Annotated in this window: 24 protein-coding genes and 1 pseudogene; 24 read left to right on the plus strand and 1 reads right to left on the minus strand. The window is 50.4% G+C overall.

From position 1 onward, the window contains the following. Positions 1 to 27: 27 nt before the first annotated feature. From CX664_RS12825 to folC, 13 genes are all read left to right on the plus strand, one after another. The gene (locus CX664_RS12825; protein WP_101747109.1) at positions 28 to 2,058 is read left to right on the plus strand and encodes a PhoX family protein; all 2,031 of its coding nucleotides are present in this window, start codon (positions 28 to 30) and stop codon (positions 2,056 to 2,058) included. Positions 2,059 to 2,234: 176 nt separating this feature from the next. After that, complete coding sequence (locus CX664_RS12830) at positions 2,235 to 3,200, plus strand: hypothetical protein (RefSeq protein ID WP_101747110.1); 966 nt, start codon at positions 2,235 to 2,237, stop codon at positions 3,198 to 3,200. 132 nt (positions 3,201 to 3,332) lie between these two features. Next, on the plus strand, positions 3,333 to 3,965 hold the full coding sequence (locus tag CX664_RS12835; protein WP_101747111.1) for a hypothetical protein: 633 nt from the start codon (positions 3,333 to 3,335) through the stop codon (positions 3,963 to 3,965). 130 nt (positions 3,966 to 4,095) lie between these two features. Next, the gene (locus tag CX664_RS12840) at positions 4,096 to 4,380 is read left to right on the plus strand and encodes an alkaline phosphatase PhoX (protein ID WP_241693402.1); all 285 of its coding nucleotides are present in this window, start codon (positions 4,096 to 4,098) and stop codon (positions 4,378 to 4,380) included. 184 nt (positions 4,381 to 4,564) lie between these two features. Beyond that, the gene (locus CX664_RS12845) at positions 4,565 to 5,764 is read left to right on the plus strand and encodes a PrnB family protein (protein ID WP_174783918.1); all 1,200 of its coding nucleotides are present in this window, start codon (positions 4,565 to 4,567) and stop codon (positions 5,762 to 5,764) included. After that, positions 5,757 to 6,866, plus strand: a complete 1,110-nt coding sequence (locus tag CX664_RS12850) for an aminotransferase class V-fold PLP-dependent enzyme (RefSeq protein ID WP_101747113.1) — start codon at positions 5,757 to 5,759, stop codon at positions 6,864 to 6,866. Before CX664_RS12845 ends, CX664_RS12850 begins: the two co-directional genes overlap by 8 nt. A gap of 17 nt (positions 6,867 to 6,883) precedes the next feature. Beyond that, positions 6,884 to 8,164 carry an aromatic amino acid transporter gene (locus tag CX664_RS12855; protein WP_206679324.1) on the plus strand — a complete coding sequence of 427 codons (1,281 nt, stop codon included), beginning with the start codon at positions 6,884 to 6,886 and terminating at the stop codon, positions 8,162 to 8,164. 414 nt (positions 8,165 to 8,578) lie between these two features. After that, on the plus strand, positions 8,579 to 9,382 hold the full coding sequence (gene truA, locus CX664_RS12860) for a tRNA pseudouridine(38-40) synthase TruA (protein WP_101747114.1): 804 nt from the start codon (positions 8,579 to 8,581) through the stop codon (positions 9,380 to 9,382). A gap of 409 nt (positions 9,383 to 9,791) precedes the next feature. Beyond that, positions 9,792 to 10,412: a phosphoribosylanthranilate isomerase gene (locus tag CX664_RS12865; protein WP_101747115.1), complete on the plus strand. Its 621-nt coding sequence runs from the start codon at positions 9,792 to 9,794 to the stop codon at positions 10,410 to 10,412. Between the two features lie 71 nt (positions 10,413 to 10,483). Next, positions 10,484 to 11,656 carry a tryptophan synthase subunit beta gene (gene trpB, locus CX664_RS12870; RefSeq protein WP_101747140.1) on the plus strand — a complete coding sequence of 391 codons (1,173 nt, stop codon included), beginning with the start codon at positions 10,484 to 10,486 and terminating at the stop codon, positions 11,654 to 11,656. Positions 11,657 to 11,680: 24 nt separating this feature from the next. Continuing rightward, complete coding sequence (gene trpA / locus CX664_RS12875) at positions 11,681 to 12,496, plus strand: tryptophan synthase subunit alpha (protein ID WP_101747141.1); 816 nt, start codon at positions 11,681 to 11,683, stop codon at positions 12,494 to 12,496. After that, positions 12,493 to 13,395 carry an acetyl-CoA carboxylase, carboxyltransferase subunit beta gene (accD, locus tag CX664_RS12880; RefSeq protein WP_101747116.1) on the plus strand — a complete coding sequence of 301 codons (903 nt, stop codon included), beginning with the start codon at positions 12,493 to 12,495 and terminating at the stop codon, positions 13,393 to 13,395. The genes trpA and accD overlap by 4 nt, the downstream gene beginning before the upstream one ends. Before the next feature lie 257 nt (positions 13,396 to 13,652). Further along, complete coding sequence (gene folC, locus CX664_RS12885) at positions 13,653 to 14,930, plus strand: bifunctional tetrahydrofolate synthase/dihydrofolate synthase (protein WP_206679323.1); 1,278 nt, start codon at positions 13,653 to 13,655, stop codon at positions 14,928 to 14,930. 339 nt (positions 14,931 to 15,269) lie between these two features. On the opposite strand, the gene CX664_RS12890 is transcribed toward folC, so the two are convergent. Further along, positions 15,270 to 15,707 (minus strand): DUF29 domain-containing protein, encoded by a 438-nt coding sequence (locus CX664_RS12890; RefSeq protein WP_101747118.1) that lies wholly within the window; start codon positions 15,705 to 15,707, stop codon positions 15,270 to 15,272. Positions 15,708 to 15,860: 153 nt separating this feature from the next. On the opposite strand from CX664_RS12890, the gene CX664_RS12895 reads away from it, so the two are divergent. The 11 genes and pseudogenes from CX664_RS12895 (at position 15,861) to CX664_RS12940 (ending at position 22,280) form a co-directional block, all read left to right on the plus strand. Next, positions 15,861 to 16,388 carry an SPOR domain-containing protein gene (locus CX664_RS12895; RefSeq protein ID WP_180966485.1) on the plus strand — a complete coding sequence of 176 codons (528 nt, stop codon included), beginning with the start codon at positions 15,861 to 15,863 and terminating at the stop codon, positions 16,386 to 16,388. Positions 16,389 to 16,828: 440 nt separating this feature from the next. Further along, positions 16,829 to 16,978, plus strand: a pseudogene (locus CX664_RS28140) (hypothetical protein); the annotation flags it as partial. A 790-nt stretch (positions 16,979 to 17,768) separates the two neighbouring features. Next, positions 17,769 to 18,506, plus strand: a complete 738-nt coding sequence (locus tag CX664_RS12905) for a Fic family protein (protein ID WP_101747121.1) — start codon at positions 17,769 to 17,771, stop codon at positions 18,504 to 18,506. 308 nt (positions 18,507 to 18,814) lie between these two features. Next, positions 18,815 to 19,096 (plus strand): nucleotidyltransferase family protein, encoded by a 282-nt coding sequence (locus CX664_RS12910; RefSeq protein ID WP_101747122.1) that lies wholly within the window; start codon positions 18,815 to 18,817, stop codon positions 19,094 to 19,096. Continuing rightward, a complete protein-coding gene (locus CX664_RS12915; protein WP_101747123.1) occupies positions 19,093 to 19,584 on the plus strand; it encodes a hypothetical protein in 492 nt (163 codons plus the stop codon). Before CX664_RS12910 ends, CX664_RS12915 begins: the two co-directional genes overlap by 4 nt. A gap of 51 nt (positions 19,585 to 19,635) precedes the next feature. After that, positions 19,636 to 19,956, plus strand: a complete 321-nt coding sequence (locus CX664_RS12920; protein WP_206679322.1) for a nucleotidyltransferase domain-containing protein — start codon at positions 19,636 to 19,638, stop codon at positions 19,954 to 19,956. Beyond that, positions 19,937 to 20,455 (plus strand): hypothetical protein, encoded by a 519-nt coding sequence (locus CX664_RS12925; RefSeq protein WP_206679321.1) that lies wholly within the window; start codon positions 19,937 to 19,939, stop codon positions 20,453 to 20,455. The genes CX664_RS12920 and CX664_RS12925 overlap by 20 nt, the downstream gene beginning before the upstream one ends. A gap of 66 nt (positions 20,456 to 20,521) precedes the next feature. After that, positions 20,522 to 20,842 (plus strand): nucleotidyltransferase family protein, encoded by a 321-nt coding sequence (locus CX664_RS12930; protein WP_101747125.1) that lies wholly within the window; start codon positions 20,522 to 20,524, stop codon positions 20,840 to 20,842. A gap of 340 nt (positions 20,843 to 21,182) precedes the next feature. Beyond that, positions 21,183 to 21,287, plus strand: coding sequence for a hypothetical protein (locus CX664_RS28145; RefSeq protein WP_420810357.1), 105 nt, complete (start codon positions 21,183 to 21,185; stop codon positions 21,285 to 21,287). An 8-nt stretch (positions 21,288 to 21,295) separates the two neighbouring features. Beyond that, positions 21,296 to 21,700, plus strand: coding sequence for a hypothetical protein (locus tag CX664_RS12935; RefSeq protein ID WP_101747126.1), 405 nt, complete (start codon positions 21,296 to 21,298; stop codon positions 21,698 to 21,700). Next, positions 21,693 to 22,280 (plus strand): GNVR domain-containing protein, encoded by a 588-nt coding sequence (locus CX664_RS12940; RefSeq protein ID WP_101747127.1) that lies wholly within the window; start codon positions 21,693 to 21,695, stop codon positions 22,278 to 22,280. Before CX664_RS12935 ends, CX664_RS12940 begins: the two co-directional genes overlap by 8 nt. Positions 22,281 to 22,392: the final 112 nt, after the last annotated feature.

Consider the following 22,392-nt stretch of genomic DNA (forward strand, 5'->3'; position numbering starts at 1 on the left):
GCGTTTACATAACGATGAGGGATAATCATGGAAGCTGGATCTTCAAAGTTACAGAACCATCGTGATTTTCATGAACAGCTGGAGTCGCTGGATGATCAGCCAGATAATTTCTCTGGCAACAGTACCCTGGATGACGTGGTAGAAAAAAGTCGGCGGAACTTTATGAAAGGCGGCCTGGGTCTGGCCATGGCCGGCTTTCTGGCTGGCTGTATGGGCACGACCGGGCAGAGTCATAATGGTCTGGGTGGCAGTGCTGCTGGAAACCTGCGGCGGGCGGACATCGGATTCAAGCCCATTCCCATTGAGCAGGACCCCATGTTCGATGCCATCAATGTGCCTGAAGGCTATACGGCCAGCGTCTTTTTTTCATGGGGTGACCCGGTAGAGAAAGGTGCGAGACCCTGGCGGCCAGATGGCAGCAACAGCTGGCGGGAGCAGATGAAGCAGGCAGGCCAGAATCACGATGGGATCTGGTTCTTCCCATTTGCGGACCAGCCGGACGACCATGGCCTGCTGGTCATGAATCATGAGTACATTAATCCTACGCTGCACCCCAACGGTCTGACCATCACTGAAAACCCGCAGGGATTTAAACAGCGCCCGGCGCATGAAGTGAAAAAGGAGATGGCGGCCCACGGTGTCAGTATTATCGAAGTTCGCAAGCAGTCCGATGGTCACTGGCAGCAAGTCAAGGATTCCCGCTATAACCGCAGGATCACCGGGTTTACCCCCATGGATCTGACCGGCGAAGTGGCCGGTACTGATTTTCTGAAAACCGTGGCAGACCCTGCTGGGCTTGAGGTGCTCGGCACTTTGAATAACTGCGCCATGGGCGTAACACCCTGGGGGACTTATCTCACCTGTGAAGAGAACTGGAAGAACTACTTTGTTAACCGTGATGCAGAAGACTATGCACAACGTCCTGCCCACCAGCGGTATGGTGTGGCCCAGGATAAGAACAGTAAAAACTATGCCTGGGAATCAGTGGAACCCCGTTTTAATGCGACCCCTGACCACCATGCCCCTCATGGCGGTTATGTGAACGAACCCAACCGTTTCGGCTGGGTAGTGGAAATTGACCCTTTTTCACCGGACAGCACTCCAAAGAAGCGCACCTCCATGGGGCGACTGGTCAGAGAGTGTTCAACACTTTCGCTGGGTGATGATGGTCGTATGGCATTCTATTTTGGCGATGATACCCGCGGCGAATACGTGTATAAGTTTGTGCCGGATCAGGCCTATAAACCCGGTAATCCAGCGGCCAACCGGGATATTCTGGATCATGGCACTCTTTATGTGGCGGTGTTCCATGATGATGGCCGTGGTGAGTGGCGGCCACTGGTGTTTGGCCACAACGGCCTGACCCGTCGCAATGGCTTTACCAGTCAGGCCGATGTGCTGGTACACGCCCGCCGGGCCGCAGACATTCTGGGAGCCACGACCATGGACCGTCCGGAGTGGGTTGCCGTGCATCCGCAGACCCGGGAAGTCTATGTCACGCTGACCAATAATAAGCACCGGGGCCAAAAAGAGGATCAGCAAACCAATGCCGCCAATCCCCGGGAAGATAACCGCCATGGTCAGATTGTTCGTTTTACCGAGGCAAACGCTGATCCCACGGCCACCCATTTCAACTGGGAGATGTTTCTGCTGGCCGGTGACCGCCCTGGCGCGACACTGGCGGATGGCAGTCCGGTACCTGAACACTTCGTGGGAGATATCAAGGGTGATATTTTCTCTTCGCCGGATGGTATCTGGTTTGACTATCAGGGCCGCCTCTGGATTCAGACCGATTACGGTGACGATGAGGAACGCAACAGCAATATGGGCACCAATCAGATGCTCTGCTGCGATCCGGTCACCGCAGAAGTAAAACGCTTTCTGACAGGCCCGAGAGGGTGTGAAATCACCGGTGTGACCACCACGCCCGATGGCAAAGCCATGTGGGTTAATATCCAGCATCCGGCCATCAGCTTTCCGGCCAGTGATGGAATTACACGGCCCCGGTCGAGTACTGTGCTGATTACCAGGGATGATGGTGGGGTGATTGGAACTTAATTGAATCGCGTTTCGTAAAAAGCAGGGCGAGTCCACTGATTCGCCTCCTTGTCTTCGACCGGCGGTGCTGAAAAAGGCCTTTATTACCTGCCAGCAGGAACTTTTTGCTGGCTTGGGCATCTACAGGGTTACCTCACGTTAAACGTCAGATTCTTCCATCCGATAGCGGCTTAACTATGAATATCAACTCAGGCGCAGGTTCGACGACCAATGTTGTTATTTCTTCCTCTGTAGCGAAGGATGCCCTGACCTTGGCAGGTACCCTGTCAGGGCTTGCTTTCGGCTTTCTTGTAACCCGCCTCCCGGACGACGACAGTTTTCTGAATCGCGCCTTATATGTGGGCGCTTGTGGCGTTGCGGGACACCTCATCGCACAAAGTGCCTGTCACGGTTGTAGAGCCTTCTGGCAGGCTGCTGTGGCAATTCGTGATACCGTATCCACGTATATCAATAACCCTGATATTACCCCCACCAGTCAGGATTCTCATATTGCCCAGGATAGCGGCTTAACGTTGAATACCAATTCAGGTGCAGGTTCGACGACCAACGTTGTTATTTCTACCTCTGTAATCAAGGATACTTTGTCTATGGCAGGTACCCTGTCAGGGCTTGCTTTTGGCTCTTTTGTATCTGCCGTCTCGCGCAAAGACAATTTTCTGAATCGTGGCTTATATGTGGGCGCTTGTGGCACTGCTGGATTCCTCATCGCACAAAGTGCCTGTTACGGTTGTACCGCCTTCTGGAAAGGCACTGAGGTCATTCGTGCTACCGTATCCACGTATATGAATAACCTTGGTATTACCCCCTTCAGTCAGGATTCTCATATTGTCCAGGCATTTACCTACGCTGGAGCGTTGTATAGCCTGCGTTACAGTCGTGCCCTCGAAGCTCCGTTACTGATTCGATCAGAAGAGTCAATAGAAATGGAAAGACGTGCGCACTGGGGCCGCAATTATGAGCCTCCTCCTTGCTGGCCTCCTCCTGATGTTATGGACCGAATCAAGTCTGGCCCAGGCTCGGTCATGCTCGGTGCCGGTGTCGGATATCTGGTGGGAAAAGCGCTGGACTATACGGCAAAAGCAGCCTTTTCCGGTGCCAGAATGGCGGCTGAATGCCTTAGATCGATAACCACTGGTCGCTGAACAGGTAGACAGTCCCCTGTTTGCGCACAAAACCCTGTAATGCCTGCCAGCAGGAACTTTTTCCTGGCTTGAGCATCTACATGATCGCCTTACGTAAAACGTCACATTCTTATATCTGAGAGGGACTTAACAATGGATATCAACTCTGGTACAGGCTCAACGACCAACGTTATTATTTCTACCTCTGTAATGAAGGATACTCTGGCTTTGGCTGGTACCATGACAGGGCTGGCTTTCGGCTATCTTACATCCCGCATCAGGGTCGACGACAATTTTCTGAATCGCGCCTTATATGTGGGCGCTTCTGGCGTTTTGGGAAACCTCCTCGGACAAGGGGCCTATCACGGTTGTACCGCCTTCTGGCAAGCGGCTGTGAAAATTCGTGATACCGTATCCACGTATATGGATCACCTTGGTATCACTCCCTTTATTCAGCAGGATTCTCATATTGTCCAGGCGTGTACCTACTCAGGAGCGCTCTGTGGCCTGGGTTGCAGTAGTGCCCTCACAAGTCCATTACTGGTACTGGGGCCGCCAGAAGAAGAAGCGGCCATACGTGCGAGTCATCCTGGTGCTTTGAACCGAATCCTGTCTGGCACAGGCTTGGTCGTGGTTGGTGGAGGTGTCGGGTACCTGGTGGGAAAAGGGCTGGACTATACAGCAAAAGCAGCCTTTTCCGGTGCCGGAATGGCTGCGGAACGCCTTGGTTTGACAACCACTGTGAGCGGGAGCCCTGACGAACAGATCAGGAATAATCCCGCCTGAGTCAATTGGCGCAACTTAAAGGATTATACAGCAGAGATCAACAGACGGAACCAAAGGATAAGAGTGCTTCAGCAGCGGGTGATGAGCCTTTGTTGTTCAAACACAGAACAGTAGCCACTTAAATCGATAGATGCTTAATCTCTACCGTAAGAAAACCGGTTTACCCACTGGCAACATCAATATGGGCACCAATCAGATGCTCTGCTGCGATCCGGCCACTGCGGAAGTGAAATACTTTCTGACTGGGCCGAGAGGGCGTGAAACCACCAGTGTGACCACCACGCCCGATGGCAAAGCCATGTGGGTTAATATCCAGCATCCGGCCATCAGCTTTCCGGCCAGTGATGGAAAAACACGGCCGCGGTCGAGTACTGTGCTGATTACCAGAGATGATGGTGGGGTGATTGGGGCTTAATTTTAAACGGGCTTTCGTTTTTAACATGGGCGAATCGAATGATTCGCCCTTTGTTTGTAATAGTCAAAAGATAAGACCTGCAACTAACTTTCATAGACTGTCCGTATACTGAGTTAATGTCTACAACGGTCAGTTAATATCTATAATGGAACAGAACAGTGGTTAGCAACCTCGGAGAAATCTGGTGGGAACAGCGTTATCGCAACGTTTTGATCGGTGGATCAGAAATGAGTTCAAAGCCTTAAATACTGAACTTGAGCATCTTTATTTTGCCCGGGAACACAGGGAAATTGTGCAGGGTATTGGTTGTCACTTGAAAAGCGAGCTTGTTCGGCAGGGTAATGATTTTATCCGCCAGTTACTGCGTGAAGGCAATACCGATGAAGGTTTTGACAATGGTTTCGATCTGCTGGGAAATGTCGGTTTCTTCCTTGCTGCCTGCCGCCGACATGAACTGCCCGGTATTATGAATGCCTCAGACACCTCCCTGAAGGATGCATCAGCATTGGCAATGCAACTGGGGGCATCCCTGGGCGTGCACCCCCGATTTGCCTCCGCCCATCTCGAAACCCACAACAAAGCCATTGACGGGGTTTACAGAACCTTCACGTCACTGGAGGATGAACGGTGTTTTCTGGATTACAATACCCGGGGCGTGTTTGCCTATATCAGGGCCTCTGAAGCCCTGTTGCACAGCCTGCCGCTGGGCATCTCCCACCCAGTCACCCGGGATCTTTTCGTGGCCGCCCGCCAGGCACTGGATGACGTTTTTGACAACAACACTGCCCTGTTTAATGTGTTAGACGTCGATCGTTTCTTTTATTGTGTGCGCCCCTATTACAAAACTCACCGGGTAGGCAGAAACGAATACCGTGGGGCCAATGCGGGGGATTTTGCCGGAATTAATGTGATCGATCTGCTACTGGGTGTCTGTCGGGCGGATGACCCATATTATTCGCAACTGTTGGTGGACAAGTTTCTGTTTATGCGCCCGGAAGATCAGTTATTGTTGCGGGACTGCATGCGTCGCAGGAGTCTGATGGATGAATTCCTGGCGACCCCGCAATCCAGCCATCACGAACAGTGGTATCAGGATAACCTCGGTGAGTTTCTCGCCGTTTGCGAAGCCCATGGAAAAACGGCCATTCAGCACCATGAACAATTGGTAAAACACTTCGTCGTCAAGCCCGCCAGCGACAACGCCCTGAGTGAAAAACAGGATATAACCGCCAGCGGGCCGCCACTGCAGGTATTGATCGCGGCGCTGAAAAAACTCCACGACCTGCGCACTGCGGCCGACAGGGACGATATTGCAACCCGTTACCAGGACGTGCAAACCCTGCTCTGTTCGTTAACCACTGTTGCCGGAGGGAGCCATGCATAACCAGCGGTTTGCTCCGGCACAGGGTATCTATCTGTTAAACCACTCTGTCGGGCGTTTGCCGGTTACCACCCGAAGTGCGGTTGAACGTCACTTTTTTGCAGCGTGGGAACAGGGTGAACCGGATGCCTGGGGTGACTGGATGACGGTGTTTGATCAATTCCGTGGCGAGTTGGCCACCCTGTTGAATGGCAGGGAGGATCAGTTCTGTCCCCAGGTGAATCTGTCCAGCGGATTGTCCAAGTTACTGATGAGCCTGCCTGAACCGGGCCCGCGAAACACCCTGTTGCTGACAGAAAATGACTTTCCATCCATGGGGTTTGTGATGCAGCAGGCTGAGCGTGCCGGGTACCGGGTGCGCTTTATGCCTAAGTCGGTGAATCCGCTGGACATTGATCAATGGTCCGATTTCATGACCGGCGATGTGTGCGCCGTCCTGGTGGCTCATGCCCACTATAATACTGGCCGACTGACGCCCGTGGCCGCAATCACGGCTCTGGCCAGAGAACGGGAAATCCTTGCCATTGTGGACATTTCCCAGTCCGCCGGGGTGGTACCGATAGACCTGGCCATATGGCAGACCGATGTGGTTCTGGGTTCCTGCGTGAAATGGCTGTGCGGTGGCCCTGGTGCCGGATTTCTGTGGATTAATGATGAGATTCTTGATCATCTGAACCCCATGGATGTGGGTTGGTTTTCCCATCAGAACCCTTTTGAATTTAACATTAAACACTTTCAATATGCCGACAATGCCTCGCGATTCTGGGGCGGGACGCCCTCGGTTCTGCCCTATATTGTCGCTACCAGCGGCATTCGCACACTGAATGAAATTGGCGTGGGGCAGATCCGGACACATAACCTGGCGCTGACCCGGAGCATCATGGAAAGTGTTCCTCAGAGCAGTGTCGTCACTCCCCTGGAGGCAGAGAACAGGGGGGGAACCCTGGTGCTTGACTTTGCTAACCAGGCGCAGGTGTCACAAGCGCTGAAGTCAGCCCGGGTGCAGTTTGATGTCCGGTCCATGGGCATGCGACTTTCGCCCCATATCTACAATACAGCCGACGAGATCAACGAGGTTATAGCCACAATTCGACATACCATTTAAAACCTCAGAAAAGTAAAGTGAGTAAGAGTTCAACTGCCAGCAAAACGCTGATTGATTCGGGACGGCCTGATCCGCTGCCAACCGACAACAGAGACCCGTCCCTGTTTGGCGGTGCCTGTATCATTGCCAGTGTCTGTGTCGGGGCCGGAATGCTGGGGCTGCCAATTGCCGGGGCTGGTGCCTGGACGTTCTGGTCGATTCTGACCATTATTATTACCATGCTGGTCATGACCGTCTCCGGCTGGATGTTACTGGAGGCATTCAAACACTATGACCTGAAAGTCTCCTTTAACAGCGTTACCCGGGACCTGTTGGGGAGAAAAGTTAACGTTATCAACAATATTACCGTTTACTTCGTTGCCGGTATCCTTCTCTATGCCTACATCACGTCTTCAGGACTTGTTTTTCATAAGCTGCTGGGCCTGAACAGCAAAATCGCTGCCATTATATTTGTACTTCTTTTTTCTGCCCTGATCTGGCACTCCACACGGGCCGTTGACCGTATCTCTGTGTTCCTGGTCACACTGATGGTATTGAGTTTTACCTATGGGGTTTCTGGCTTGGCTGCCAGTGTGGATATGGCCGTTCTGTTTGACTCACTCGGTACAGATGACCGTTATGCCCCTTATGCCATGGCCATGCTGCCTGTGGCCCTCACTTCCTTTGGTTATCATCACTCGGTGTCGTCCATACGGGCCTATTATGGTGACGAGAGCAAGGCCGGATATGCCATTCTCGGTGGTACCTCCATCGCCCTTGCGCTCTATGTGTTTTGGCTGATCAGCATTTTTGGCAACTTGCTTCGCTCTGATTTTGGTGCTGTGATTGCACAGGACGGGAATGTGGATGTGCTGTTAAACGCCCTGGGCTCAGCGACTGTCTCCCAAAACGTGACCAGTGCCCTCAATGTTTTCTCAATGGCGGCCATTATCTCTTCATTTGTTGGCGTGGGTCTTGGTTTATTTGATTTTCTGGCAGACCTTTTCGGGTTTGAGGATACCAGCACAGGGCGCACGAAAAGCTGGCTGGTGACCTTTATCCCCCCTCTGCTGCTGTCGCTGTTGTTTCCCTTTGGCTTTGTGATTGCCATTGGCTACGCTGGCGCTGCTGCAACGGTATGGGCTTGCATTATTCCGGCATTGCTGGTGCATAAATCCCGTAAAAGACTTGAGCAGGACACAGGCTATAAAGCACCGGGAGGCTCAGTGATGATTTATTTGACCGTGGCGTTCGGGGTGTTAACCGCTGCGTTTCATTTTCTCTCCATGTTGGGGAGAGTGCCGGTGTTCAATGGCTGACAGGAGTGGGTAAAGGAAAATTAGAATTTGCGGAGTGGTTCGGTATGCATTCCCACCGTGGCAACGAGTTAGTTAAAAGACTTTCACCACAAAGGCACAAAGACACAAATGCCCATGGCGCGTGAAAATATTTTGCGCCACCCTCAGGGATGAAAAATGGTTGAGCAAAATATTTTTCACGGCAAAGGAAGAAAAAAGAAATCTTTTCTTTGTGTCTCTGTGCCTTTGTGGTTCAAATTCAAAAATTACTTGTCATTCCGCCTTGCCCAGCTGTCCAAAATGGCTTGATCGTAATCATGGTTAGAAGACTGAATTGGTATTACTAACCCGGTAGCACCTCTTGGTGGTAATCTACCTGTAAGCACTCCTGCTTAAAACCTGCGTCTGACTTTTTTCTATAGGTGTTTTTCTTTCATGCCCCGTTATGCTGCCAGTGTTCAATACGATGGCTCCCGTTTTTTTGGTTGGCAGGTTCTCAAGACCGGTTTGCCCACTGTGCAGGCTGCGGTAGAAGCTGCGCTGTCAAAAGTGGCTAACCATCCTGTTGCCGTTGTCTGTGCAGGAAGAACCGATGCCCGGGTTCATGGCTGTAACCAGATTATTCATTTCGATACGGATGCCGTTCGTACCGAGCGGGGCTGGGCTTATGGCGCTAATGCCAATTTGCCGGATGACGTGGCCGTAAACTGGGTGAAGCCGGTTTCTGATGATTTTCATGCCCGCTTTTCTGCCCTGTGGCGACGTTATCGTTACGTGATTTATAACCATCCCATTCGGCCAGCACATCTCTGCAAAGGGGTGACCTGGAACTATCGGCCGCTGGATGTTGAGCGCATGAAGGCGGCGGCAGAGTGCCTGGTGGGCGAACATGATTTTACCTCTTATCGTGCGATTCAGTGTCAGGCAAAGAACCCGGTCAGAAATGTGACCCGGCTGGATATTTCCCGCCACGGACCACTGATTGTTATTGATGTGCAGGCCAATGCGTTTTTGCATCATATGATTCGTAATTTTGCCGGGGTGTTGATGGCGGTGGGTTGCGGCAAACGTGAGCCTGGCTGGGCAAAAGAGGTGCTGGATGCCCGGGATCGTGCCCAGGGTGGGGTAACCGCTTCGCCCTGTGGGCTTTATTTTGTCGATGCGGGATACGATAAGGTGTTTGGGTTGCCGGCCAGTGAATCGAACCCGCATTTTATTGCGCCATTAATTCCGCTTTAAATCGGCGGTTTTTCCAGAGCTGGCATACGTTTTCCGTGCAATGGGTGGGTTCCTCTCTATTGACCTGAAAACTCTGTTCGTCCTGTAGCGGAGAACTTACTGAGCTGCAGAACCACGTTCATCCTGTCGAAGGGTGTGGACTGTGAACCAACCGTAAAGACCGTGCCAATCACCCTTCGACTCCGCTCAGGGTGAACGGAGATTGTACACATGAAACTCATTGAAATGATGTGCCAGATGCAGTAATTCCCGAAATGTTCTGATAAGATCAACGATCGCTCAGGGGTTGCCTATTCTTTCGCATTGATCTTCGGCAGTACAGTGTGAAAGCACCTTCAAGCCCTTACCCTGTGGTTGGCTCTGTGTGGTAATCTCCAGACGCAGGGCGTGGGAAAGAGAACACCGGGAAATGGAAGTATCTCCTCGTATAAAAATCTGCGGAATTACCCGTGTTGACGATGGTCTGATCGCTGCTGACAGCGGGGCGGATGCTGTCGGTCTGGTGTTTTACCGCAAAAGCCGTCGTTGCGTCACGGTTGAGCAGGCCGTGGAGATTGTCCGGGCTCTGCCGCCGTTGGTCTCGGTGGTTGGGCTGTTTGTGGACGCCTCTGATGAGCTGATTCAATCGGTTCTGGACGCGGTTCCTCTTTCACTTCTGCAATTTCATGGCAATGAACCGGAAGCCGAGTGCGCCCGCTGGGGGCTACGTTATATGAAGGCCTTCCGTGTTCGTCCGGATATTGCTGTGGCTGACATGGTGGCTCCCTATACCAGTGCCTGTGGCTACCTGCTGGACAGTTATAAGCCCGGGGAGGTGGGTGGCACCGGTGAGTCTTTTGACTGGGATTTGATACCCCGTGAGCTGAATAAACCGATGGTGCTGGCCGGAGGGCTGAGTCCTGATAATATCGCTCAGGCAGTGAACAGGGTTCGACCCTATGGAGTTGATGTCAGCAGTGGCGTAGAGAGTCAGCCTGGCATTAAGGATCACGATAAAATCACAGCCTTTATCAAGGCGGCAGGAAGATGATGGTCGATCAAGAAATTTCTGAGTCCCCCGTTCTTGCTTCTGAAGAACACAAGTACGATCAACCGGATTTAATGGGGCATTTTGGCCGTTACGGTGGACGTTTCGTGGCCGAAACCCTGATGGGTGCGCTGGAAGACCTTGATCGCACCTGGCGTGAACTCTGGCAGGACAAGACCTTTCAGGAAGATTTTGATCGTGACCTGGCTGACTTTGTCGGCCGTCCTTCACCGCTCTATTTTGCTGAGCGATGGACCCGGGCGCTGGGTGGCGCGAAGATCTACCTGAAGCGTGAAGACCTCAATCATACCGGTGCCCACAAAATCAACCACGCGGTTGGTCAGGCACTGCTGGCCAAACATATGGGGAAAACCCGGATTATTGCCGAAACCGGTGCCGGTCAGCACGGTGTCGCCTCGGCGACGGTGGCCGCCCGTCTTGGGTTGGAGTGTGTCGTTTATATGGGGGCCAAGGACGTAAAACGTCAGGCATTGAACGTCTATCGCATGAAACTGTTGGGAGCCACCGTGGTGCCGGTAGAAACCGGTTCCCAGACGCTGAAAGACGCCATTAATGAAGCACTCAGGGATTGGGTAGCACGCCCTGAAGACACCTTCTACCTGCTGGGCACAGTTTGTGGCCCGTCACCCTATCCTGAAATGGTGCGTAATCTGCAGAGTATTATTGGCCGGGAAGCCCGTCGGCAGATTCTGGAAAAAGAAGGCTGCCTGCCGGATGCCCTGGTTGCCTGTGTGGGTGGTGGTTCCAATGCCATGGGGCTGTTCCACGAATTTATCCAGGATAAAGCCGTTAAGCTGTACGGTGTTGAAGCGGCAGGGCTCGGTGTTGATACCGATAAGCATGCGGCCCGGATGAGTTCCGGTCGCCCGGGCGTTTTGCAGGGCGCAAGAACCTATCTGATGACCAACGAACATGGCCAGATTATTGAGAGCCACTCTGTGTCGGCCGGATTGGATTATCCAGGGGTTGGGCCAGAACATAGCTACCTGAAAGATATCGGCCGTGCACAATACCCGGCGGCAACGGATGAAGAAGCTCTTGCGGCATTCCGCCAGCTGACCCGTCTGGAAGGTATTATGCCAGCGCTGGAAAGCGCCCATGCCCTGGCCTGGGTTGATAAACTGGCACCCACGATGGACCAGGACCAGATCATTATCTGTAATCTGTCTGGTCGTGGTGATAAGGATATTCATACCGTTGCCGCTATTGATGGCCTCGAAGTATAAGGTGGGCACAGCATGAGTCGTGAAATAAACAGAATCAAAGCCCGCTTTGTAACCTTGCAGGGGCGTGAACGTAAAGCACTGATACCCTACATTCTTGCCGGTGACCCTCCGGGCAAGACCGTCGAGGTCATGCATCAGCTGGTGGACCATGGGGCGGATATGATTGAGCTGGGCTTTCCGTTCTCGGACCCGGTGGCGGATGGTCCGGTGATTGCCCAGGCCCATGAGCGGGCGGTATCACAAGGTGTTACATTGCATGACGTTTTTGCAATGGTTTCTGAATTCCGGGAAAGGGATAATGACACACCGATTGTCCTGATGGGCTATCTCAATCCGGTAGAGATCATGGGCTACCAGCGGTTTGTTGAGTTGGCCAGTCAGGCGGGTGTTGATGGTGTGCTGATGGTGGATCTGCCACCGGAAGCCGCGGGTGATTTACTGGATATGCTGCATAACCGTGGTATTGATATGATCAACCTGATTACCCCGACCACATCCGATGAACGAATTGCCAAGATCTGCCGGGTTGCCAGTGGTTATCTCTATTATGTATCCCTGAAAGGGGTAACCGGTGCGGCAACCTTGAATACGGCAGAAGTTGAAGAGCGGGTCAACCATATCCGGCGTTTTGCTGACGTTCCGGTGTGTGTTGGCTTTGGTATCCGTGATGGTGCCTCGGCTGCCGCCATTGGGCGAATGGCAGACGGCGTTATTGCGGGCAGTGTGCTGGTATCTGAGCTGGCTCAGTATGGCAATGAGGGACAGGCCTCCATTGACCGCGTTGCCAGCCGAATTGCCGAAATGCGCTCAGCTATGGACGATGACAGGACGAATGAATGAGCAACTGGTTAGTCGATAAACTGATTCCATCGTTATCACGCGCTGCTATTGTGCAGAAAAGCAGTAATGTGCCAGAAGGGCTTTGGCGCAAGTGTGTGAAGTGTGAGGCCTTTCTCTATCGCCCCGAGCTGGATAGAAACCTGGGTGTTTGTCCCAAGTGCCAGCATCATATGCGAATCAGTGCCCGCACGCGACTGGATTACTTTCTTGATAAGGAAGGAAAGGCAGAGCTGTTTGCTGACCTTGAGCCCAATGACCGGCTGAAGTTTCGCGACACTAAAAAGTACCGTGACCGACTGGCAACGGCGCAAAAGCAGACCGGCGAAAAAGATGCCCTGGTGGCCATGCGGGGTACCGTCGAGGACATTCCGGTCGCGGCCGTTGCCTTTGAGTTTTCTTTTATGGGTGGCTCCATGGGGTCGGTGGTCGGGGAAAAGTTTGCCCGTGCTGCCGAGTTATGTCTGGCAGAGAAGATGCCGCTGATCTGTTTTTCAGCCAGTGGCGGTGCCCGAATGCAGGAAGCCCTGTTTTCTCTGATGCAGATGGCGAAAACCAGTGCGGCCCTGGAAAGAATGCGCCAGGCGGGTATTCCTTATATCTCTGTGATGACTGACCCGGTGTACGGCGGTGTTTCTGCCAGTCTGGCCATGCTCGGTGATATCAATATGGCTGAGCCTGGAGCCCTGATTGGTTTTGCCGGTCCCAGGGTGATTGAACAGACCGTCCGGGAAAAGCTGCCGGAAGGCTTTCAGCGCAGTGAATTCCTGCTGGATCACGGTGCTATTGATATGATCGTTTCCCGTTCTGATTTGCGATCCACTATCGCCAGGCTTTGCCGGAAAATGCAGGGCAGGCCGGATGCTGATGTGGAGCTTGCTGATACAGTAGAAGTTGCCTAAGCCAACCTAAGGCTGGTTTTTTCTCTCCGGCCTTTTCTCTATATTTTGTTCCCGCGCTCTGAGGGTGTTGCAAAAGTTATAAAAGCCTTGAACCACAAAGGCACAAAGACACAAAGTTTTTTTGGGCTTGCCTGAGCTACGCTCAGCAAACAAAATGGCTTTCTTTGTGCCTCCGTGTCTTTGTGGTTCACTTCTTTTTAAGGCCTTTCGCAACACCGTCGCTCTGCGTGGGAATGCATACGTCTGGAGATGTGACGTTGTCCTCGTTTGAAAAGAAAGAAAAAAGCCTTGCACAGTGGTTAACCTGGATGGAAGAAACTCGTCCGGAGCATGAAATCGATTTTGGGCTGGACCGGATTAGGCTGGTGGGTGACCGGCTGGATTTGCTCAAACCCGCGCCGTTCATTATCACCGTGGGGGGCACCAATGGCAAAGGCTCGACGCTGGCTGTTCTTGAAGCTATTTTGCTGGCTGCCGGTTACAAGGTAGGTCTATTTACATCACCTCATTTTCTCAAGTTTAACGAAAGAATACGCATTAATGGCGAACAAGTCAGTGATGACTGGCTATGTGATGCTTTTGAGACGATAAATGAAGGTCGAAAAACGACATGGCTAACCTATTTTGAATTTGCCACCCTGGCTGCCGTGGACTGCTTTAAAAGGGCGGAAGTGGATGTGGCGCTGATGGAAGTCGGCCTGGGTGGACGACTGGATGCTACCAATGTGATTGACCCCGATGTGTCGGTAATTACCACGGTGGCGCTCGATCATCAGGAATACCTTGGCTTTAGCATTGAAGCGATTGCCAAAGAGAAGTCAGGAATATTCCGTGCCAGTAAACCTGCGATTTTTGGTGATCAGCCAGTGCCGCAGGCAATCACTGACATGGCTGAACGTCTTGGCAGTGCCCTGTATAGCAGAGGAGAGGCGTTTACCCTGGCAAGATCGGGTAATACATGGCACTGGTCAGGTAGTGAAAATCAACAGCTGGACAACCTCCCCGTTCCCAATGTGGTGATTGATAATGCCGCGACGGCATTGCAAGCGCTGCAATTTTTGCCAGAGCCTATCGCTATTGAAGCTATTCGAGAAGGCTTGGCAGAGGTATCGGTTACCGGACGGTTCCAGAAGCTGATGATGGAAAATGAATCAGGAGAGTCTATCGATGTGGTGCTGGATGTTGCCCACAATCCTCAGGCAGCACAAATGCTCAAGCAGCGTCTGGATGAATCTCCGGCAGAAGGTAAGACACGAGCAGTGTTGGCCATGTGTAAAGATAAGGATTATATGGCGGTTGTTGACTGCTTAAGTGGCAATGTTGATGAGTGGTACGTTGCCCAATTTGAGTCTCCAAGGGCACTGCCTGAACAAGAGCTGGCAAAGAGGCTGGTTGATCGAGGGTATTCAGTTAATCGCTATCAGCATGTTGCTGAAGCATTGCATCATGCCCTGGCAAACTCAATTTCTGGAGATAGAGTGCTGGTTACCGGATCATTTATGACGGTATCTGCTGCCTTGACCAGTAGTCACTGAGTACACGGTTTCAGTGTAATTGCTGGACTCCCTCTCTATGACTTCCAAACTCCGTTCGTCCTGAGCGGAGTCGAAGGGCGTAAACACCATGCCCTGAATAAAGACTGTGCCAATCACCCTTCGACCGTGCATCCTGAGCTGGGTCGAAGGACGCTCAGGGTGAACGGAGATTGTTCATCTGAAATTCATTGAAATGGTGTGCTGAGTTCGCCTTCCACGGTCCCCGACGGAATGCAACAGGCCCCATGGACAATAAAGGTTTCACGAAAGGCACACAATACCGAGTCAAAACAGGCAGCTCCACATTCACCAGGCCCGTTAGGCATCCCCACAAATTACTCAAATATCAGGCCAGAATTGTTCATTCATAATCTGTTCGTAGGTCCATGGGCATGAGTCTGGAAAATGTTCCTTGCTGATGCCGGTTTCCTTAAAGGCAGAAATCCGTGCCGCTGGATAGGCATCGACCATCGCAGCATTAATCTTTGGATTTAGCCCAGGGTTTTCTTTCATCAATTTCCGAATGCGAAATCGCTGCTCTTCGATAGACCCCTGCCAGCTACTGCTCCTGTGATCAGGTTGATAAGCCCACTTCAGCAAATGCATGAGCAGAATATCCAGCCGGTGACTCAACTGCCGGTATTCGCTTCTGCCCATGCTTTCAATTTCCTCAAGGATATTGTCCAAATCCAGTTCTCCCAGTCTGCCCTGACGAATAAGTTCTGCCTGTTGCTGTGTCCAGCTGTAAAAATCAGTTTCGTATAATGGTTCAGCCATACTGATAAGTCCCTTCGGTATTGCGCGCTTAATTGTTGTAGGTTTAGTTGGAATTCGCTTAAGATGCAATGAGTTTCAGGCATTGACCTGTAATTGACTTCCCGCCATCTTTGCAGGGATGAATACTGTTTATCTATCATTACGGAGCGTATCTTGGGCGAGGGACTTAAGCAAAGACTAATAGGTGCTGTGGTATTGCTGGCCTTATTGATCATTCTTGCGCCCGCACTGTTCAGGGGAGGGGAGACTCATCCTCTGGTCACCTCCAAACCTTCCCCTGCGGCCCCTAAGCTTGAATCCCCCCCAGTGCCTGCATTTGTCGACCAGCTGGATATTCCCCCGGATGTTGTTGAAGTGGTGCCTTCTTCCACTGAAACTGTGCTCGAGCCAGAAAGTGATCGTACTGAAAAAGCCACAGGTGTGGACGAATCAGGGCATCTGAAAGCCTGGTCTCTCCAGTTGGCAACCTTTGCGGATAAAAACAATGCCCGCAACCTGGAAAAACAGCTGAAGACTAAAGGGTATAGTGCTTTTCAGAAGAAAATTTCTACAGAGACAGGCAAGGTTTTTTATCGGGTCTACATAGGGCCGGAAGCAAGGCCGGATGAACTTCAGCAGCTAAAGGTTACCATCAAGAAAGAGTTAGGGCTTGAGGGTATACTGGTTCGTTATGTTCCATAGGCTCTCTTACGGTAGATATTAAGCGCCTACTCCCTTCCTCGGGAAGTCAAAGACGGAACCACGAAGGTCACGAAGAGCACGAAGAGATTTTCTTTCCCTTCGTGCTCTTTGTGTCCTTCGTGGTTCCATCTGAAACTCATGGAAAGGGGGGGTAAGGAATTGTCCCGAAATAATTTCGACATTTTGAGTTCGATCTCCGTTCATCCTGAGCTTGTCGAAGGGTGATAGGCACAATACATGAGGCCGGAGTTCCTGAGCTTAATGTCGACCCTGAGAATAGGCTCAAAACTCGAGCTTACGGTGACCTTGAGGCGACAAATTCAGGAAAACTTATGACAATAGATACAATGATTGACCTCAGGGATAAGGATCGCAAGGCAATCTGCACTATTGCTGAATAGATATTTGCCCCGGGCACTGAAATCTGGGCTTAAGGTAGCCGGGTCAAGGGAACTAATCATGACACCAGCGACCTGGATTTGGTTGTGCACTTTCCGTTACTAAAAACCTACGATTATCTGGGTTTATCTACATCGTCAACGCCACCACTTACCGGAGTAAGTCTTACGCAGCTCTTCTGTAGGGATTAACGTCGGGCTGTAACGTGTCCCGACGGGGTCGCCTAGTCTTTTTGTACCCAATTTGCCACAAACTTGGTTTTCGTCAGTGGCAGAAACAAGGTAGTAGCAACCGTTGAATAAGGCAATAAAAAAGCAGATTAACCAAGATAATCATAGATTGCTCAACACTGTTATTAGCCCTGCGGGACTCCAAGATACCCATTATTGTCCAGGCACTTGCCTGGCACAGTATTCCCGATAGTTTTCGTGAGGAGATAGATAAAAAACACCAGGTGCTCTGGCGCTGCCAGTGAAGGAGCAACCACCGGTAGTTTTGCCTGAAGGTGGGCAATCCACAGATATTCGGTGCCTTGGTCATGAACCTCATAAAAAAATCACGAATAAGTGCTTTTCCGGTCGTGATTACTTCGTGGCTGTCGTGTAGAATCCCCGTTCTTGTAAAGCTACTAAAACAATAAGGCCTTAAACAGGCCTTATTACGTTAGGGAGCCGCATAAAAAATTTTTACGCTGATGCAACTTTTGCTCGAGTAGATTGGTTGTTTTCCGCGCAGCTGTTTCGGCATATGCTTAAGTCGATGGGCGGTAGCGTACTTTTCGGTTGGTTGATATGATTGAGCAGCTTATAAAAAGGCTGCTAATCTTTCTTTCTACTGCCCTTCTTATAAAATTCCACAATATAGTTGGAAATGTAGAGCGACTTCTCCACCAGATTTTCAAGCCTGAAGCATTGAGCGTTGTAACCAGCAAAAGATAGACTAGTCCTGAAAGGTGATTTAACCGGCAGGCCTTGAGGTCAAATGAAAAACACAAACCGCTTTGACCAGATTGATGCACTTAAGCAACAGCTTGATACCTTAAGGCCTCTGCCGAAGGAAACGGTCCGGTCACTCCATGAGGCCCTGGTATTAGAATGGACCTACCACTCAAATGCCATTGAGGGCAATACCCTGACCCTGAAAGAAACGAAGGTTGTGCTTGAGGGTATTACTGTTGGCGGTAAATCCCTTAGGGAGCATTTTGAGGCCATTAATCACCGTGAGGCTATTGAATGGGTAGAGTCGGTAGTAGAAAGGGATGAGCCATTCAGCGAAAGACTGGTAAAAACTATTCACCAGCTAGTGTTGAAAAATATAGATGATGGCAATGCAGGTCGCTACCGGCAGGAGAATGTGGTCATCGCTGGTGCCGAGCATACACCTCCGGACCATTACCACTTGCCGCAGCTGATGAATGATTTGGTTGAATGGTATCAGCAGCAGAGCTATCACCCCCTGGAGCGGTCTGCCCGGCTACATGTGGATTTTGTCGGTATTCATCCCTTTGTGGATGGCAATGGCCGAGCCGCCCGGCTGTTAATGAACTTTGATTTGATGGGCAGTGGTTACTTGCCGGTCATTATCCGCAAAGAAAACCGCCTGGCCTATTATGAGGCGCTGGATAAAGCGCATACCCAAAAGGACTACGGGCAATTTATTGAAATGGTGACCAGCGCTCAGGAAGAGGCCTTGAATCGTTATATCAGTATTATTGAATAATAAGTAGTTAACCAAATGAAATCATATATTTCTGACTAAGTGGGCAGTCACTCTGCGGCGTTGCAACTCCGGTCACATAGCTACGGCTATGCTCCCTACGTTGCGCCTTGCATAGTAACTGCCCACTTAGCCAGAAATATACGATTCCATTTGGCCAACTACTTAATAGTTGTAAGCGCATCGATGGATTCCGAGATGACTCAGCATACTTCATACCTGAAAATGTTTAGTGGTTAAACGGCATTGGCTATGCAAAATAACAGTCCTGTACTGTCTTTCCACAGCGTATCTAAGTAGGCCGAACAATATTGAGACTCACGACTGAAGAGCAAAACGCCATTAGAAAGGTGATATATCAGGCAGATCCTGAGGCGCAAATATGGTTATTTGGCTCAAGGGCGAATGACCAGGCAAAAGGAGGGGATATTGACCTGCTTATCATGTCAAAAACACTGGGTTTGAAGGACAGGACAAGTATACGGTTGGCACTCTACGACCTTATCGGAGAGCAGAAAATTGACCTGGTGATTGCCGCAGACGATACTGACCCATTCACCCGTATCGCGCTGGCAGAGGGCGTCCGGCTATGACTAACGAGTCAGGCAAAAAGCAACAGGCAGGGGAAAAAAATACCGACAGAATCCTGTTATTGGATCAGCAGCTGTTGGCCATGGCCCAGATGGAAGCCCTGCTAAAATGGTCGCTGGATCGCTGTCAGGCCATACTACTGACTAATGACCAGATGCCGGAACAGGAAGATCTGGAAAAATTCGAATCACTCACCGCACGATTTGCCCGCTTTAACGATATTCTGTTACAAAAAATATTTCGCCTGATCGACACCATTGACTTGGAAGATGTCGGCACCGTCAGGGACAGAATCAACCGTGCAGAAAAAAAAGGGCTGATTGAGGATGCCCAGCGGTTTATCGAAATCCGGGAATTGCGTAACAGCATTGCCCATGAATACCAGCCGGAAGCGCTGAGGGTTATTTTTCTTGAAACGTTGCAGGCTACACCCATTCTGCTGGATATTGCTGATCGAGTACGAAAGTACTGCCTGCGGTATAATTCCTGAAAATTTCAGAGTGCTTCTGGTTTAATAAAGAATAATGGCAGGTCAATACCATTGAGAATCACAAACGAACAGGCGGGTCATATTTGCAACATGCTCCAGCACTACTTTGGTGCCAAAACTGATATCTGGCTTTTTGGCTCCAGAGTTGATGATAATCAGCGTGGCGGTGATATTGACCTCTATATAGAAACCGACCTGCAAAGCCCGGAAGCAGTTATTGATGCCAAACTCCACAGCCTGGTAGCCATCAAGCAGCACATCGGAGACCAGAAAATTGACCTGGTCATCTACCGACGAGGAAAACCCCGGGAAGCGATTCACCATGAAGCCAGAAATACCGGGATTCAATTGAATGGCAACCGAGCAGGGTAAAGGAATGGGTAGCGAACGACAAATTACAGATGTTATCGGGCGCACTCTCTGGATTTGTGACCGTCATGCCTTGCGCCTTGAATGGGTGATGGCCGAAGTGAAAAGCCTGTTGCCATTGAGTGCCAAAGCGTTTGAAAACCTTGCCCCGGCTGAAGTGGCGTACATGGATCAATTTGCCACCCGGTTCAGTAAATTACAGGATGCCATGGGCGCAAAACTCTTTCCTCAGGTGCTGGATTTGGTGGGAGAGCAGGGGGCGTTGAACACCTTTATCGACAAGCTCAACCGGCTGGAAAAAATAGGGGCGATTGATAATGCAGCCCAATGGCCTCTATTTCGTGAGATGCGCAACGCTTTTGCCCATGACTACCCGGAAGACAGTGAACTGAATGCCGAGACGTTGAACCGGGCCTTGCCGCTGGCCAGCGAGTTGTTAACGGTCTATCGTAATATTCGGGATTTTGCCTTGCGCTATGGGGCTGTTTTGCCTGGGGCTTGATTTAATGGGTGCTTTTATTAAGGATGCGGTTGCCTTATACGAAACCATGAGCGGGGAACCCTGATTATGAACTGCTCTACCGATCATTCCCCGGAACACCTTGACCTGACACACGATGAACTGTTACTGCTACAGGCATTGCTGAAAAGACATTTGCCAGATATCGAAGTCTGGGCTTATGGCTCAAGAGTTAATGGCAAGGCCCACTTCGCATCAGATCTTGATATGGTTGCCTTTTCCGGCCCGGAACAGGCAATTGCGATAGCTGAACTCAGGGAGGCGCTGGAAGAGAGTAACCTGTCATTTCGGGTCGATCTTTTTGTTTGGGATCAGGTGCCTGAGAAGTTCCGGAAAGTGATTCGGGAAAAGTATGTTGTTGTTCAGTAGTCGTTTGGTTTCAGGCTGAGGATCAACAGCAAAAACGAACCAAACCCTTAGCAGCTAGTCTGGCGAAGAATGCAGAAACCTTTAAAGCAAGTTTAGACGTAAGTCGAAAAAGGCAGCGATAAGCACTCAATATTTGTCTGAACTCCTCGCCGTGTGCGAGCTTTCATGATTTTTCCCGGTATCTGACCCTGTCTGTCTTTTTCTTCCTTTTCCTCTGAATGATAAAATTCAAATGACAAAATATTCCGAACATAATGCTGTACACGCCATGGACGACGATATGATCTCCCTTTCTGAGATCGCAGCGATCCTGTTCCGAGGTAGACGTTGAGTTATTGGTATTACACTGGCTTCGTTCATCCTTGCCCTGTGCTACCTTTTTGCGGTTAAGCCGGTTTATCAGGCAAGTGCATTAATAAAATTGAGCACAGCCAAAGCAATCTGATTTTAAATTTGCTGGATATTGAACATGTGGAGGATCTTTCAATCAGCTCAAGTATTGCCATAGAGCAGGTGAGGAGTCCTGGCTTTATTCATAGTTTCATTGCAGCAAAGCAATCTCAATCCGATACTCCTCCGTCCAATGCGGTACAAGACGTTCAGGGCCTATTACAGGTTGCTGAAAAAGGTAGAGGTACTGGTATTCTTGAAATTACGGTGAGCGGATCGAATCCTCAGGAAAATATCAAATTATTAAATAGCCTCATTGATTACTATTTTGAACAACGTAATCAAACACTGGTGAGTTCTATTGAAAAATCACTGGCGTTATTGAAAATCAGATTGTTTACAACACAACAGGAGATAGCGCTGGCTGAAGAACAGGGCGTTCCTGTAATAAAGTGCTCGGTTGAATGAATTGAAATTGGCTCAGAAAGCAATCCAGAACAATATCGATATATTGGAAAAGGCCAAAACTATCGCTTTAAATGATCGTCATGTGCTCAGTGATCCGGTGTCCAGCGATGATCCGGTTAGCCCTAAATACACCCTTGTTATCGTATTGGCAGTTATGCTGGGAGGGATGCTGGGAATTGTAGTAGTGTTTGTTCGTGAAATGATGCGAAAGGTGCTATGCACTTCACAAGAAGCAGAAAATAAAACCGGGCTTACTGTATTTGCAGAAGTGGCCAGCGCTGAGGAATTAAAAACGACACCGGAATATCGCGAAGGTTTCAAGGTGTTACGTACCAACCTGCTATACCAGTTGGAAAATGCAGCCAATAATCGTGCGATGATTTGCAGTCCGTCCCCGGTTATTGAACAGGACCATGTCATCATCCAGTTAGCCAGTGAGCTGGCTGAAGCTGGTAAAAAAGTATTACTCCTGGATGCAGATCTGCGCCAGGATAAAATGTTCAAACATTTTGATACAGCTGGAGAGCATGGGTTGGCGGAAAACCAGCTATTCCCGACGATTACACGACAATATCCATAGCAGGTTCGTAAACGGACTCATAATATTCACAGAAAAAGAAAATCTTCAGCTACTTTCGCTGGAGAAAAATCTCTATCTCTAACCCTGAAATCCTGGCTATCTTTTGATGTTA

The sequence above is a fragment of the Endozoicomonas acroporae genome (genome assembly GCF_002864045.1).
In the GTDB taxonomy this organism is placed as follows: Bacteria; Pseudomonadota; Gammaproteobacteria; order Pseudomonadales; family Endozoicomonadaceae; genus Endozoicomonas; species Endozoicomonas acroporae.

What these genes read in the sequence shown, in the direction of transcription:
- CX664_RS12865 (WP_101747115.1), top strand. Translation starts at nt 9,792, where the DNA reads ATGGAAGTATCTCCTCGTATAAAAATCTGCGGAATTACCCGTGTTGAC.
- truA (WP_101747114.1), top strand. Translation starts at nt 8,579, where the DNA reads ATGCCCCGTTATGCTGCCAGTGTTCAATACGATGGCTCCCGTTTTTTT.
- CX664_RS12915 (WP_101747123.1), top strand. Translation starts at nt 19,093, where the DNA reads ATGACTAACGAGTCAGGCAAAAAGCAACAGGCAGGGGAAAAAAATACC.
- CX664_RS12930 (WP_101747125.1), top strand. Translation starts at nt 20,522, where the DNA reads ATGAACTGCTCTACCGATCATTCCCCGGAACACCTTGACCTGACACAC.
- CX664_RS12890 (WP_101747118.1), bottom strand. Translation starts at nt 15,707, where the DNA reads ATGGCTGAACCATTATACGAAACTGATTTTTACAGCTGGACACAGCAA.
- CX664_RS12835 (WP_101747111.1), top strand. Translation starts at nt 3,333, where the DNA reads ATGGATATCAACTCTGGTACAGGCTCAACGACCAACGTTATTATTTCT.
- CX664_RS12840 (WP_241693402.1), top strand. Translation starts at nt 4,096, where the DNA reads ATGCTTAATCTCTACCGTAAGAAAACCGGTTTACCCACTGGCAACATC.
- accD (WP_101747116.1), top strand. Translation starts at nt 12,493, where the DNA reads ATGAGCAACTGGTTAGTCGATAAACTGATTCCATCGTTATCACGCGCT.
- CX664_RS12905 (WP_101747121.1), top strand. Translation starts at nt 17,769, where the DNA reads ATGAAAAACACAAACCGCTTTGACCAGATTGATGCACTTAAGCAACAG.
- CX664_RS12830 (WP_101747110.1), top strand. Translation starts at nt 2,235, where the DNA reads ATGAATATCAACTCAGGCGCAGGTTCGACGACCAATGTTGTTATTTCT.
- CX664_RS12850 (WP_101747113.1), top strand. Translation starts at nt 5,757, where the DNA reads ATGCATAACCAGCGGTTTGCTCCGGCACAGGGTATCTATCTGTTAAAC.
- CX664_RS12825 (WP_101747109.1), top strand. Translation starts at nt 28, where the DNA reads ATGGAAGCTGGATCTTCAAAGTTACAGAACCATCGTGATTTTCATGAA.
- trpB (WP_101747140.1), top strand. Translation starts at nt 10,484, where the DNA reads ATGGGGCATTTTGGCCGTTACGGTGGACGTTTCGTGGCCGAAACCCTG.
- CX664_RS12925 (WP_206679321.1), top strand. Translation starts at nt 19,937, where the DNA reads ATGGCAACCGAGCAGGGTAAAGGAATGGGTAGCGAACGACAAATTACA.